Raw genomic sequence first — 12511 nt, 5'->3', positions numbered from 1 at the left:
AAGGGATTTCAGGGGTTGGTGTCTTCGCTCAAGCAGAAGTTATCGCAGCACGATACCGATAACGCTTGAGCTGGTGCGATCACCAAATGTATGTGAAACATTGAAAATTTCACGATACAGCATAATTGGCCTCCTTATATGTTATGAGTTTGTAGGTGACTATCACTATACAACGTTTCTTTGTATATACCAAACAGAGGGGCAGCATTGCAGCCAGTGCAAATGCCGCCTTCGTCATCATGCACAACAACGATCGTTCCATGAATCACGATAGATAATATTACCCTCCGTATACTTCCAGGTAATCGCTTCATAACGTAATTCGAGCGTTTCAAGATGTGTGCTGCTTATACCGTTAGGAGACAGGTAGGGTGCAACCGTTGTAAACTTGACGTTTTCCAGAATGATATTGAAATACTCGGCCTCAATACCTGATTCCAGAATACGGTACATTTTAATTGTGGCTTTCTTCATGGTTCGGCCTTCACAGACAGCGCGGTACAAAAGTGGTGTTGTTTGGTCAAACTCCTTTACTATCGTGATAGGGCGATGGACTCGCGTTCCTGTTAGTTTTCCCCAGCTTGGATCTACCGGGATAGTGACACCGTGAGAAAAGGATTTTAACTCGATAGACCCCAGGCGAAGTGGCATCATGCAGCTACCGATTACCGGAGAACCGTTCTCATCTTCAAGCCATAAGTGTGCGGGTGTAGACATACTATTTCCTTATAGATAAATTACGATAAAGCTAACGTTTGAGATTTACAATTTCATATAGCGATAAAATAACTATCACAAAAATGAAGAATATAGGAACAGGCCATATTGGCCCGTCAGGGCAAAGTTGGAAAAAGACAACTGCAAATAAAAGTGTCAATAGCGAAGGGCCGTACATCGATATCAATGAAAAGAATATCCGCCTGAAAAATCTTTTAATAAGATGCATCATGATTACTGAACCATCCTTGTTATGATATCTGCAATCTCACTATCCGATACCCATTGTGCTTTAAAAGCTTCAGCCCGTTTAAACAATGGCTCTATTAAGAAGTACAACATTTCCAGCTCTTTAGCGTATAGCGCTGAGTAGTACGCTGGATAAGTAATATGAAGGCGATGCGAACTATCTGCTGCTTTCTGAACAATGCCGTACAGGCCAATACCTCCAACAACCTGTCCCGCTCTTCGCCCAGCCAGTGCACTAAGTTCAAGGCTTAGATTCATACCTGCAGCAACATATGATGCTGTTGCTAAAGCAAATCCGGCGTTTGTGAGTGAACTTGCGGCGATATGAATATTTACTGCCATTAGCAATTGTTTGATGTGCTCTAGCTGATCGGAGGTTTTGTGTCGGAATACTTCTTCAAAGTAGATGTTGAGCATTTCATACACAACATCTCTATGCCATATAATATGATAAACACCTTTAGCAAATCGGATGTCTTCGGACTTTTGTTTCTGGCATACGTCTTGATATTCATCAGTAAAGCAGGAGGTATAATACAGCGCGCGCGTTGCACCTGCGCCGATCATTTCAATCTGATTTGATACGGCTTTTCCTACACCCGTTAATGCATGCTCGAGTTTTAACGCAAGGATGTTATTCGCCTGCAAATAACTTATCACTTCATTTTTATAGTACATAACCGCTCCTTACTTTCCTCGCAATTTTGCACGTCAATAGTACTCTTGATGTCTGAGCTTCCATCACTTTTCAGCCAATAATATCCGAGGGTTGTCATTTCAAAACGCCTATTTTTAGTAATACAAAACGTTACTAAACTCTTAAAAAAATACGTTTGTTAGACAAAAAGTGTTATGCGAAATTTTTATATTTCAATGGGGTATGAATAGTTGTTGAAATATTTATTTTTTTAATAAAGGGAAGAGGAATGACGTAGAAGCGGCAAAGAAAATAAAGGGAGGAGGGTGATGACATTCCCTCTCCCTTTTGAGGAGAGGGAACGGTCAAAGCGGATCAAATCGACGTACGGCGATAGCTGCGGTATTCAGGCTTCCAGAAGTTGTCGTCGATGGCCTGCTGCAGCGCGTCGGCAGAAGTTTTCACCGCCACGCCCTGCTGCTGCGCCATTTTACCCACCGCAAACGCGATAGCGCGCGACACCTTGTGAATATCCTTCAGCTCAGGCAGAACCAGACCTTCGCCGTCGTTGACCAGCGGCGAATGGCCCGCCAGGGTCTCGCTCGCCGACATCAGCATTTCGTCGGTGATGCGGGACGCGCCGGAGGCGATAACGCCCAAACCAATGCCCGGGAAGATATAGGAGTTGTTGCACTGAGCAATCGGATAGGTTTTATCCTTCCACACCACCGGATCGAACGGGCTACCGGTGGCAACCAGCGCGTTACCTTCGGTCCAGGCGATGATGTCCTGCGGCGTCGCCTCCACGCGGGACGTCGGGTTAGACAGCGGCATCACGATAGGGCGCTCGCAGTGCTTGTGCATCTCGCGAATAATCTCTTCAGTGAAGAGACCGGTTTGCCCGGAAACGCCGATCAGAATATCCGGCTTCACGTTGCGCACCACGTCCAGCAGGGAAAGGACTTCGTTGTCGGTATCCCAGTTTTTCAGGTTGTCGCGTTTCTGCACCAGCTTCGTCTGGAACGGCAGAAGGTTCGGCATGCCGTCGGTCAGCAGGCCGAAACGGTCCACCATAAAGACGCGGGAGCGGGCCAGCTCTTCGCTTAAGCCTTCGCGCTGCGTCTGGGCGATAATCTGCTCGGCAATACCGCAGCCTGCGGAGCCTGCGCCAAGGAAGACGATTTTCTGGTAGCTCAGCTGGCTTCCCGCTGCACGGCTGGCGGCGATAAGCGTACCCACCGTGACGGCTGCGGTGCCCTGGATATCGTCGTTAAAGGAGCAGATCTCATCGCGATAGCGGTTCAGAAGCGGCATCGCGTTTTTCTGCGCAAAGTCTTCAAACTGCAGCAGCACGTCCGGCCAGCGGTGCTTCACGGCCTGGATGAAGTCGTCGACAAACTGATAGTACTCGTCGTCGGTAATACGCGGATGACGCCAGCCCATATAGAGCGGATCGTTGAGCAGCTGCTGGTTGTTGGTGCCGACGTCCAGTACTACCGGCAGGGTATACGCCGGGCTGATGCCGCCGCAGGCAGTGTAGAGAGAGAGCTTACCGATTGGGATCCCCATCCCGCCAATGCCCTGGTCGCCGAGGCCGAGAATACGTTCGCCGTCGGTCACCACAATCACTTTGATATTGTGGTTAGGCACGTTCTGCAGAATATCGTCCATGTTGTGACGGTTCTGATAAGAGATGAATACACCGCGGGAGCGACGGTAGATCTCGGAGAAACGCTCGCAGGCGGCACCCACCGTCGGGGTGTAGATCACCGGCATCATCTCTTCGAGATGGTTTTGTACCAGGCGATAGAAGAGGGTTTCGTTGGTGTCCTGAATGTTGCGCAGGTAGATGTGTTTGTCGATTTCAGTTTTGAAACCCTGGTACTGGATCCACGCGCGCTCTGCCTGTTCTTCAATGGTTTCAACCACTTCGGGCAGTAAACCTAGCAGGTTAAAGCTGCTGCGCTCTTCCATGCTGAAGGCGCTGCCTTTGTTGAGCAGGGGGAATTCGAGTAAAACCGGTCCGGCGTATGGGATGTATAAGGAACGATGTTTTTTCAGTTTGTTGTCCATGTCACTCACTCTTTTTATGAAGATCCGTCCCTGACACTGCTGTTTGTCATCTTTCTGGCCTGTGCGATGGGGTGCGGTCCGGCGGTATTATAAAGGAGCTAAATATTAATTACCGCAACACATAAACAAAAACACCATCGGGATTACCGATGGTGTTCTGGATCTCAGTCTGGAACTTACTTGCCGGCGTGGCGTTTTCTGCCGGTGGCGTGAGTGACTTGGGTTTCGTGGTCGCCTTCAATCACCACTTTACGCTGATTAGAAAGCTTGTAGTTCAGTCCCAGAATATGGCGTGCCTGACGGTTCGATTTCATATTAACTCCTCAATCCTGTTGATAGTTTTAAGGACCAGTTTGCTTACGCAAACGAAATGTAACCCCTTAGGTTGCAGATCCAGCTTAGCAGGTTTTTACAAGGGTGCGTTTTGCCCGCTGACGACGTAGTTAATGGTCTGCTGGTAGATGTCACTGAGGATGTCATTATCTGTGGATTCCACCCACCTGGTGAGTTCCATCAAAATGTCATCTTCAGTCACAGCACCGTGCTCGGCGTGAAGACCCTGTGCAATCGCGTTAACGAGTTCAGGTTGTGCTGCTGCGGTATTTGCCGGGTAATAAGTAAACATGCTGCCTCCGTGTCGTTGTCTGTTTAATGGTACGGCTCGCAAAAAAATTAATTCATAAACAGAATGGCAAATATTTTCCCGGTTGTGGCTCAGATTCATCTTAGAAATAAAAATGACATAAGTGTATGCTTTTGTGTGGTTTTGAAATGTGGGGGTAAATCGACGTGGCGTTGAGAGAATATTATGACGGTGCTCCTGCTATCACGAAAATATAGCAGGAGCAGAGTTTACATTACCACTTCATTTCGCCGGTATTCACCTTAGCGCTTAATTCCAGCGAGCTCTCTTCAGCCAGGTTCGGATACTGTTTTTTCAGGGTGCTGATGACGCCTGCAGAATCTTTATGAACGGATAAGGCCTTTTCAAAGCGCTGGAGATAGTCACGGGTAAAATCAATCGCCCCCGTCCCGGCTGGTGGGGTGCCCAGATAGTGACCCGGGATGACGCGCTCGGGTTTGTGCGCCGCCATATTCACCAGCGTTTCCTGCCACTGCTTACGGCTTTCCGCTGTCTGGGTGTCTGCCGTCCAGACGTGAATTCCCCAGGCTACCCCGGTGCCGCCGAGGATGGTTTTCGCTGACGGGATCCACACATAGGCCGCGTAGCTGTCAGGCTGTTCGATATCGATCTTTTCTCCGTCCACCATAAACGTGGTGGAGGCGAGCACCTGCGGGACGACCAGCTCGGTTGGCGCGCCGTCTTTCATCTGCGGACCCCAGAAGGCGAGCTTGGCGTCTTTGGTAGCCTTGATGTGGTCAACCACATGCTGCGTGGCCACCACTTTGGCGTTCGGGAAGGCTTTGACCAGCGGCTGCAGGCCAAAATAGAAATCCGGATCGCCGGAGGTGATCACAATCTTGTTCAGGGTTTTACCGCTTTGACGAATTTTCTCTACCAGCGCTTCGCCATCCTTCACGCTAAACTGCGCGTCAAACAGCACCGCTTCTTTCGGGCCGGAAACCAGCGTGGAGGAGACCGCGAAAATGCCTTTCTCCTGCGGGTTATAGGTATCAATGCTCAACGGTGCGGCAAAAACAGCCGGAGTGAAAAGCGTGGAAAGCAGGGCAAGTTGAGTGAATTTCATGCTGTTGTCTCTGTTGTTCAGGAATGTCTCTATTGTACGGATAATCGCATTTGCCAGAATTCCTGAAACAGGACATGCTTAGTTTCATAAATCGAGCAAATGGAGCTTATATGGATCGCGTTATTGCCGCTCAGGTTTACAACCGAATATGCGAGCTGGGAAGTTTGAGCGCGGCGGCCCGCGCGCTGGGTATTTCCCGACCGATGGTGAGCCGCTACCTTGAACAGATGGAAAAGTGGGCAGGTACGCGTCTGGTAAACCGCTCCACGCGCAAGCTGACGCTGACTGCGGCAGGGGAAAAGGTGCTGCAAAAAACGCGGACGCTCTCGCAGATCTCGCAGGAAATTGAAGGCCAGTCAGAGAAAGATCTCCCGTCAGGTACCCTGCGGGTGGCCTGCGCGCACTTTACCGCGATGCACCTGATTGCGCCGGTGCTGCCCGGTCTGCTCTCGCGCTACCCGCAGCTGCGCATCGAACTGGATGTGAACAACCATCCGGTGAGCCTGGTGGGAGAACGCATTGATGTCGCCGTGCGCATTACGGATAACCCCGAACCCGGCATGATTGCCCGCCGGCTGGGGGAGTGTCGCTCGGTGCTCTGCGCTTCGCCGGAGTATCTGGCACAACACGGTATTCCCGTCAGTCCCGAAGAGTTAGCCCAGCATAACTGCCTGCACTACAGCTTTTTTGCCGGGCAGTCCTGGCACTTCCTGACGCCGGAAGGCGAGAGCCTGAGCGTGGCCGTCAGCGGCAACCTGAGCGCCAGCATCTCTTCGCTGCTGATGGATGCGGCGATTAAGCACTGCGGTATCGCCATGCTGCCGGAGCGCGAAGCGCGTGCCGCGCTGGCGCAGGGAATACTGGTGCCGGTACTGGAGACGCTGGAGCCGAAACCGCTGGCCATCCATGGCATTTATCAGTCCCGTGAATACCAGCCTGCCGCGCTGCGGGTGTTCCTCGACGCGCTGGCGCACCATTTACTCAGTGACTAAGACTCGTCTGTCTTGCCCGCAGAATCCGGACAGCCTTCTATACTTAACTCTTTGTAAGCCAAAAGGAGAGCAAGAATGACTATTCATAAGCACGGTTCGGCACACTGGTCTGGCGACATTAAGCGCGGTAAAGGGACGGTTTCCACCGAGAGCGGCGTTCTCAATCAGCAGCCTTATGGTTTCAATACCCGCTTTGAGGGTGAAAAGGGGACCAACCCGGAAGAGCTGATCGGCGCGGCACATGCGGCCTGTTTTTCGATGGCGCTGTCGCTGATGCTTGGTGAAGCGGGCTATACCGCCGACGCTATTGATACCACCGCGGACGTCTCTCTGGATAAAACCGACGGCGGCTTTGCGATTACGAAGGTTGCCCTGAAAAGCAAGGTGACCGTTCCCGGCATCGCCCCTCAGCAGTTTGACGGTATTATTCAGAAAGCGAAAGCGGGCTGCCCGGTTTCGCAGCTCCTGAAAGCCGAGATTACCCTGGACTACACGCTAAATTAACTCCCTGCCGGGTTTGCGCCCGGCTATCCCTTCAGTGCGGCGGGAAACACTTCCGCCAGCCACGCAATAAACACCTTAAGACGGTGCGTCAGATGCCGGTTCTGAGGGTAAACCACATGAAACGGATAGGCGGCAGGGCGCCAGTCGCTCAGGATCGCCGTCAGCGTACCCGCCTGTAAATACGCATTTGCCGAATACTCAAACGTCTGAACGATCCCCAATCCCGCTGCGGCAGCCGCCAGATGGGCATTACTTTCGTTTACGCCGAGATAATGCGGAATATTGATTTCCAGCGTCTCGCCGTTCTCTCTGAAGCGAAACGGAAATGCCCGCCCGGTGACGGGCGAGAGGTAGCTAATGAGCTTGTGGCCGTTGCACAGCTCCTGCGGATAGGCCGGAACGCCATGGTTTTTCAGGTAACCCGGCGTCGCGCAGGTAACCATTTCGGCGTTGCCAATATGGCGGGCGATGAGGGTCGAGTCGTTCAGCGGGCCGCCGCGGATGACGCAGTCTACGTTACCGCTGATAAGATCCACCGGACGATCGGCTACCCCAAGGTCGATGCGGATTTCCGGATAACGCTGCATAAAAGCCGGCAGCAGGGGAATAAGCACGTCCCGGGCGGTGGAGCCGCCCACGTCAACCCGCAAATGCCCTTTGGGCGTCGCGCGGGAAACGCGAAACGCGGTGTCGATATCTTCTATATCTATCAAGACTCTGAGCGCTTTTTCATAGTAATCCGCCCCTTCCGGCGTCGCGACCACCCGGCGAGTCGTCCGGTGCAGGAGGCGTATTTCAAGATGCGCCTCAAGCGATTTCACCAGCTTGCTCAGGGTGGCGATGGGCATGTTCAGCGAGTCCGCCGCGCGGGTAAAGCTGCCGGTTTCCACCACCCGGGTAAACGCGCGCATCGCCATTAGCTGGTCCATTAGGCTCCCCTGATTATTTCTGTGTGTGAATAGTCATTTTCATTTTTGCCGGTTTTTCACTAATCCGGCAAGGGCTAAAGTTTGTCCAACGCAAACCCAACAAAAGGTAAATGACATGAACACGACTCTCTCAGGAAAAATCGCACTGGTCACCGGCGGCAGCACCGGCATCGGTCTTGCCACGGCGCAGGAGCTTGCTGCACAGGGCGCGAAGGTGTACGTCACCGGACGACGTCAGGCCGAGCTGGACGCGGCGGTGGCTGAAATCGCTTCAACGGCAGTGGGCATTCGCGCTGACGTGTCAAAACTGGCGGACCTGGACGAGGTCTATGCCCGGATAGCCAAAGAAGAAGGCCGCCTCGATATTCTGTTCGCCAATGCGGGTGGCGGCGATATGCTGCCGCTGGGCGCGATAACCGAAGAGCAATTTGACCGGATTTTCGGCACCAACGTCCGCGGGGTGCTGTTTACGGTACAGAAGGCGCTGCCGCTGCTGTCCGCCGGATCCTCGATTATTCTGACCGGCTCGACGGTGTCCATTAAAGGGACGGCAAACTTTAGCGTCTACAGCGCCAGCAAGGCCGCCGTGCGCAACTTTGCCCGCTCCTGGGCGCTGGATTTGCAGGGCCGTGGGATCCGCGTCAACGTGGTAAGCCCGGGGCCGATCAAAACCCCTGGCCTCGGCGATCTGGTGCCGGAAGAACATCGTCAGGGGCTGTACGACGCGCTGGCCGCACAGGTGCCGCTCGGCCGTTTAGGCGCGCCGGATGAGGTGGGTAAAGCGGTGGCGTTTCTGGCCTCCGACGCGGCCAGCTTTATTAACGCCACCGAGCTGTTCGTGGACGGTGGGATGGCGCAAATTTAACCCAGACTGCGCCAGCAGCGGACATCACGGCCCTCGCGAGAGGGCTGTAACGGCTGAGGACGTTCGCACCCCTGCGCGGCCATCGGGCATCGGTCACGGAAAAAACAGCCTTCGGGCAGATGACGGTTGCCGGGAAGCTCCGTTTTGCGTAAGGCCAGCGTCTCATCCAGCGGTTCACCGGTGCGGGGAACCGAATCGAGCAGCAGACGAGTGTAAGGATGGCGCGGCTCCCCTAGCACCTGAGCGGCGCTGCCCAGCTCCACAATCTGCCCAAGGTACATCACCGCCACGCGGTCGCTCATGTGCCTGACCACCGAGACGTTATGTGAGATCAACACGTAGGTAAGATTTCGCTGCTGTTGCAGGGTCACCAGCAGGTTGAGGATCTGCGCCTGCACGGAGATATCCAGTGCGCTGGTGGGTTCATCGAGCACGATGATATCCGGATCGGACGAGAGCGCCCGGGCGATGGCAATGCGCTGGCGCTGCCCGCCGGAGAAGGCGTGCGGAAGCCGGTCGAGATACTCCGGGCGAATGCCCACCTGTAGCGCCAGGTTTTCAGCCAGCTGACGGCGTTCGCGCTCGCTGCTGCGCTTTTGTACCCACACCGGCTCGGTGATAATGCGCCAGACCGGCAGGCGCGGGTCGAGCGAAGAGAGCGGATCCTGAAACACCATCTGCATGCCGCCCGCGTGGTGCGCCCGCTGGCAGGCGCCGGTGCTGGGCTTAAGCATGCCCATCAGCAGCTGGGCCAGCGTGCTTTTCCCGCAGCCGGACTCCCCGACAATGCCAAGCGTCTCTCCCCGACGGATTTCAAGGTCGAGCCCGTTGAGCGCGTGAACCTGTTCCGTCACGCGGCCCAGCCAGTTTTTACGTGCCGCAAAATTGACGTGCACGCTATCCAGTTCCAGCAGTACATCAGACATGGACTTTCTCCCGTTGTGGATACCAGCAGGCAGCCTGTTGGCCCTCTGCACCATGGGGCTGTAAGCGCGGTGTTTCGCTGCATTTCGTCCCGGCGGCAAAGCAGCGCTCGCGGAACGCGCATCCCTGCGGAAGCTGGCTGAGGTTGGGGACCGTGCCGGGGATGGCGGGAAGCGGGGCCCGCGGCTGGCCGTTTTCCGGCGCGCACTGCAGCAGGCCAATGGAATAGGGATGCACAGGCTGATGGATCAGCGTTTGCGTGGCACCGCTCTCGATCACGCTGCCCGCATACATCACGTACACTCTGTCGCAGAGCTGGGACACCACGGCCATATCGTGGCTGATAAACAGCACCGAGGTGCCGCTGGCCCGTGCCTTGTGCTTCAGCAGGCGCAGCACCTGCAGCTGGACGGTGACGTCCAGCGCGGTGGTCGGTTCGTCGGCGATAATCAGCTCCGGCTCGCAGGAGAAGGCAAGGGCGATCATCACCCGCTGGCGCATCCCGCCGGACAGCTCAAACGGATAGCGCGCCATGACCGCTTTCGCATCCGGGATTTGCATCTCTTCCAGCAGGGTAATCGCCTTCTGCTGCGCCTCATGCCGGGAAAGCGGCTGATGCTGGCGGATCACCTCGACCATCTGTTTGCCAATCCGCCGCGTCGGGTTGAGGGCGGTCATGGGCTCCTGAAAAATCATCGCGACCTTTGCGCCGCGCCACTGGCGAAGCTGTTTCTCGGACGCCGTCAGGACGTTTTCGCCGAGTAATTTCACCTGGCCATGATGAATACGGTAGCTGCCTTCCGGCAGCAGCCGCATGGCGAGCATGGCGGTCACCGATTTACCTGAACCGGATTCGCCCACCACGCCGACAATTTCACCCCTGCCGATCTCCAGCGAGACGTGGTTCAGCGCGTGAACCTCGCCGCGAAAAATGGGGAAGCTCAGATGCAGGTCTTCAATCTTGAGTACCGGATCGGTCATCACTGTTTACCTCCCGATTTCGGATCCAGCAGATCGCGGATACCGTCGCCAAACAGGTTAAAGCCCACGGCGGTTATCAAAATCGCCGCACCGGGAAACGCGCAGTACCACCACTGGTCCAGAACGTAGTTACGGCCGACGGCCACCATCGCGCCCCATTCGGCGGTCGGCTGCTGCGCCCCCAGGCCAATAAACCCCAGCGTGGCGGCCATCAGGATGGCGCTGCCGATGTCCAGCGACGCCTGCACGATCAGCGGCGGCAGGGCGTTGCGCAGGATGTGCCAGCGGATCAAATGCCAGCGGGAGGCGCCAAAGGTGCGGGCGGCCTGCACGTAGGTAAACTGGCGCACCACCAGGGTTTGGCCGCGTGCCAGGCGGACGTAAAACGGAATGCGGACAATCGCAATCGCCAGCATGGCGTTAAACAGGCTCGGCCCGAGCGCGGCGGCCAGCGCCATGGTCAGCACCAGGGAAGGTATCGAGAGCATAATGTCCATCACCCGCATGATGACGGCGTCGCCGCGCCCGCCCAGCACGCCGGACAGACAGCCCAGCAGCGAACCGATGCCGCCCGCAATCACCACCACCGCCAGTCCGGCGGTAATGGACTGCTGGCTGCCCGCCAGCACGCGGCTGAACAGATCGCGGCCCACCTCGTCGGTACCAAACCAGTGCTGCGCAGACGGCGCCTGCAGGCGCGCGGTCAGATCCAGCGCGTTCGGGTCATGCGGCAAGATCCACGGTGCGGCCAGCATAATGAAAAGCATCACAAGCATAATGACGCCACCAACGATCGTGAGCGGGCTTTGACGCAGCATCCAGAACAGCTTTGCCCAGTTGATGCGTTGTCTGACGGGTTTAACCGGGACGGGCGTTTCCTGCGTTAACATCATTCGGCACCTCCGCGCCCAATTCGCGGGTCAATCCACAGGTAAAGCAGATCGACCACCAGATTAACCAGCACGTAGGCCAGCGAAACAACGACGGCAAAGCCCATCACGGCAGGGAAATCGAGCGCCTGAATGGACGTCACCACCCAGGCTCCCATGCCCGGCCAGGCAAAGACGGTTTCGGTCAGTACGGCGCCGTACAGCAGATCGCCCAGCGCCAGCCCGAGCACGGTAATCGACGGGATCATCGCATTTGGCAGGGCGTAGCGCAGGACGATATACCAGCCGGGCAGGCCGCTGGCGCGGGCGGTGCGAATGTAGTCTTCGCTAAGCTGCTCCAGCATCGCGGAACGGACCTGACGCGCCACGATGCCCAGGTGAACAAACGCCAGCGTCAGCGAGGGCAAAATCAGGTGCTGCAGCGCATTGAAAAAGACCTCTCCGTTACCTTCCAGCAGGGCATCCAGCAGATAAAAGCCGGTGACGTGGGCAGGTGGGTCGAGCCAGTCGTCCAGCCTGCCGCCGCCCGGCAGGATCTGCAGGTGCCCGTAGAACAGGACAATGACGCCCAGCCCAAGCCAGAAGGCCGGGGTGGAGATCCCGGTCATCGCCATTAAACGTACCAGGTGATCCAGCCAGCGGTTGCGGTATACCGCCGACAAAATCCCCAGCGGCACGCCGATGACCAGCGCCAGCAGCAAGGAACAAAAGGCCAGTTCCAGCGTGGCGGGGAAAAAAGCCTTCAGGTCTTCCGCAACCGGACGGCCGGTCCGGATGGAGGTGCCTAAATCACCGTGGGCCAGGGCGTCCACGTAGCGGCCAAACTGAACGTACAGTGGCTGATCCAGCCCCAACTGCTGGCGAATGTTCTGCACGATATCGTCGCTGGCGCGGTCCCCGGCCAGCAGACGGGCCGGATCGCCGGGGATCAGGTGCGAAATAATAAAAGTGATAATACAGACACCGGCCACCACCAGGAGTAACCCCCAGCAGCGCTGGCGCACGATGCTCCAGAACGTCATACACTTTCCCCCGGCGAAA

14 protein-coding genes are annotated in these 12511 nt (G+C 55.8%); 3 read left to right on the top strand and 11 right to left on the bottom strand.

Features of this window, described 5'->3' with window-relative positions; translation table 11 throughout:
* Nucleotides 1-237: 237 nt before the first annotated feature.
* The 6 genes from LJA86_RS07340 to LJA86_RS07310 form a co-directional block, all read right to left on the bottom strand.
* Nucleotides 238-717 carry an Hcp family type VI secretion system effector gene (locus tag LJA86_RS07340; protein ID WP_028013237.1) on the bottom strand — a complete coding sequence of 160 codons (480 nt, stop codon included), beginning with the start codon at nucleotides 715-717 and terminating at the stop codon, nucleotides 238-240.
* Nucleotides 718-951: 234 nt separating this feature from the next.
* Entirely contained in the window at nucleotides 952-1644 is a 693-nt protein-coding gene (locus LJA86_RS07330; protein WP_229225918.1) for a hypothetical protein, read from the bottom strand.
* 334 nt (nucleotides 1645-1978) lie between these two features.
* Complete coding sequence (locus LJA86_RS07325; protein ID WP_032674848.1) at nucleotides 1979-3676, bottom strand: NAD-dependent malic enzyme; 1698 nt, start codon at nucleotides 3674-3676, stop codon at nucleotides 1979-1981.
* 176 nt (nucleotides 3677-3852) lie between these two features.
* Nucleotides 3853-3990, bottom strand: coding sequence for a stationary-phase-induced ribosome-associated protein (sra, locus tag LJA86_RS07320; protein ID WP_008501714.1), 138 nt, complete (start codon nucleotides 3988-3990; stop codon nucleotides 3853-3855).
* A 95-nt stretch (nucleotides 3991-4085) separates the two neighbouring features.
* Nucleotides 4086-4301: a biofilm-dependent modulation protein gene (gene bdm, locus LJA86_RS07315; RefSeq protein WP_008501713.1), complete on the bottom strand. Its 216-nt coding sequence runs from the start codon at nucleotides 4299-4301 to the stop codon at nucleotides 4086-4088.
* Nucleotides 4302-4533: 232 nt separating this feature from the next.
* Nucleotides 4534-5385: a Vmh family MBL fold metallo-hydrolase gene (locus LJA86_RS07310; RefSeq protein ID WP_229225917.1), complete on the bottom strand. Its 852-nt coding sequence runs from the start codon at nucleotides 5383-5385 to the stop codon at nucleotides 4534-4536.
* Nucleotides 5386-5495: 110 nt separating this feature from the next.
* Here LJA86_RS07310 and LJA86_RS07305 point away from each other — a divergent pair, with 110 nt between their 5' ends.
* A complete protein-coding gene (locus tag LJA86_RS07305) occupies nucleotides 5496-6377 on the top strand; it encodes a LysR family transcriptional regulator (protein WP_229225916.1) in 882 nt (293 codons plus the stop codon).
* Between the two features lie 75 nt (nucleotides 6378-6452).
* Entirely contained in the window at nucleotides 6453-6881 is a 429-nt protein-coding gene (locus LJA86_RS07300; RefSeq protein WP_008501708.1) for an OsmC family protein, read from the top strand.
* A gap of 23 nt (nucleotides 6882-6904) precedes the next feature.
* On the opposite strand, the gene LJA86_RS07295 is transcribed toward LJA86_RS07300, so the two are convergent.
* A complete protein-coding gene (locus LJA86_RS07295; protein ID WP_229225915.1) occupies nucleotides 6905-7810 on the bottom strand; it encodes a LysR family transcriptional regulator in 906 nt (301 codons plus the stop codon).
* A gap of 115 nt (nucleotides 7811-7925) precedes the next feature.
* Between LJA86_RS07295 and LJA86_RS07290 the strand changes: the two genes are divergently transcribed.
* Nucleotides 7926-8675: an SDR family NAD(P)-dependent oxidoreductase gene (locus LJA86_RS07290; RefSeq protein WP_229225914.1), complete on the top strand. Its 750-nt coding sequence runs from the start codon at nucleotides 7926-7928 to the stop codon at nucleotides 8673-8675.
* Here the strand turns inward: LJA86_RS07290 and LJA86_RS07285 are convergent.
* From LJA86_RS07285 to LJA86_RS07270, 4 genes are read right to left on the bottom strand one after another with little or no spacing between them, the layout of a single operon-like run.
* Complete coding sequence (locus tag LJA86_RS07285; RefSeq protein ID WP_045908778.1) at nucleotides 8672-9601, bottom strand: oligopeptide/dipeptide ABC transporter ATP-binding protein; 930 nt, start codon at nucleotides 9599-9601, stop codon at nucleotides 8672-8674. The genes LJA86_RS07290 and LJA86_RS07285 overlap by 4 nt on opposite strands.
* Entirely contained in the window at nucleotides 9594-10580 is a 987-nt protein-coding gene (locus LJA86_RS07280) for an ABC transporter ATP-binding protein (protein WP_229225913.1), read from the bottom strand. The genes LJA86_RS07285 and LJA86_RS07280 overlap by 8 nt, the downstream gene beginning before the upstream one ends.
* A complete protein-coding gene (gene ddpC / locus LJA86_RS07275; RefSeq protein ID WP_229225912.1) occupies nucleotides 10580-11473 on the bottom strand; it encodes a D,D-dipeptide ABC transporter permease in 894 nt (297 codons plus the stop codon). The genes LJA86_RS07280 and ddpC overlap by 1 nt, the downstream gene beginning before the upstream one ends.
* Nucleotides 11470-12492 carry an ABC transporter permease gene (locus tag LJA86_RS07270; RefSeq protein ID WP_023327529.1) on the bottom strand — a complete coding sequence of 341 codons (1023 nt, stop codon included), beginning with the start codon at nucleotides 12490-12492 and terminating at the stop codon, nucleotides 11470-11472. Before LJA86_RS07270 ends, ddpC begins: the two co-directional genes overlap by 4 nt.
* Nucleotides 12493-12511 lie beyond the last annotated feature (19 nt).

This window comes from Enterobacter sp. TCD1-1, from assembly GCF_020567405.1.
Taxonomy (GTDB): domain Bacteria; phylum Pseudomonadota; class Gammaproteobacteria; order Enterobacterales; family Enterobacteriaceae; genus Enterobacter; species Enterobacter quasiroggenkampii.
The sequence above is the reverse complement of the archived record's forward strand: the minus strand, read 5'-3'. Positions and strand labels throughout refer to the sequence as shown.

Coding starts and splice junctions, on each gene's coding strand:
- LJA86_RS07340 (WP_028013237.1), bottom strand. CDS start 717: ATGTCTACACCCGCACACTTATGGCTTGAAGATGAGAACGGTTCTCCG.
- LJA86_RS07330 (WP_229225918.1), bottom strand. CDS start 1,644: ATGTACTATAAAAATGAAGTGATAAGTTATTTGCAGGCGAATAACATC.
- LJA86_RS07325 (WP_032674848.1), bottom strand. CDS start 3,676: ATGGACAACAAACTGAAAAAACATCGTTCCTTATACATCCCATACGCC.
- sra (WP_008501714.1), bottom strand. CDS start 3,990: ATGAAATCGAACCGTCAGGCACGCCATATTCTGGGACTGAACTACAAG.
- bdm (WP_008501713.1), bottom strand. CDS start 4,301: ATGTTTACTTATTACCCGGCAAATACCGCAGCAGCACAACCTGAACTC.
- LJA86_RS07310 (WP_229225917.1), bottom strand. CDS start 5,385: ATGAAATTCACTCAACTTGCCCTGCTTTCCACGCTTTTCACTCCGGCT.
- LJA86_RS07305 (WP_229225916.1), top strand. CDS start 5,496: ATGGATCGCGTTATTGCCGCTCAGGTTTACAACCGAATATGCGAGCTG.
- LJA86_RS07300 (WP_008501708.1), top strand. CDS start 6,453: ATGACTATTCATAAGCACGGTTCGGCACACTGGTCTGGCGACATTAAG.
- LJA86_RS07295 (WP_229225915.1), bottom strand. CDS start 7,810: ATGGACCAGCTAATGGCGATGCGCGCGTTTACCCGGGTGGTGGAAACC.
- LJA86_RS07290 (WP_229225914.1), top strand. CDS start 7,926: ATGAACACGACTCTCTCAGGAAAAATCGCACTGGTCACCGGCGGCAGC.
- LJA86_RS07285 (WP_045908778.1), bottom strand. CDS start 9,601: ATGTCTGATGTACTGCTGGAACTGGATAGCGTGCACGTCAATTTTGCG.
- LJA86_RS07280 (WP_229225913.1), bottom strand. CDS start 10,580: ATGACCGATCCGGTACTCAAGATTGAAGACCTGCATCTGAGCTTCCCC.
- ddpC (WP_229225912.1), bottom strand. CDS start 11,473: ATGATGTTAACGCAGGAAACGCCCGTCCCGGTTAAACCCGTCAGACAA.
- LJA86_RS07270 (WP_023327529.1), bottom strand. CDS start 12,492: ATGACGTTCTGGAGCATCGTGCGCCAGCGCTGCTGGGGGTTACTCCTG.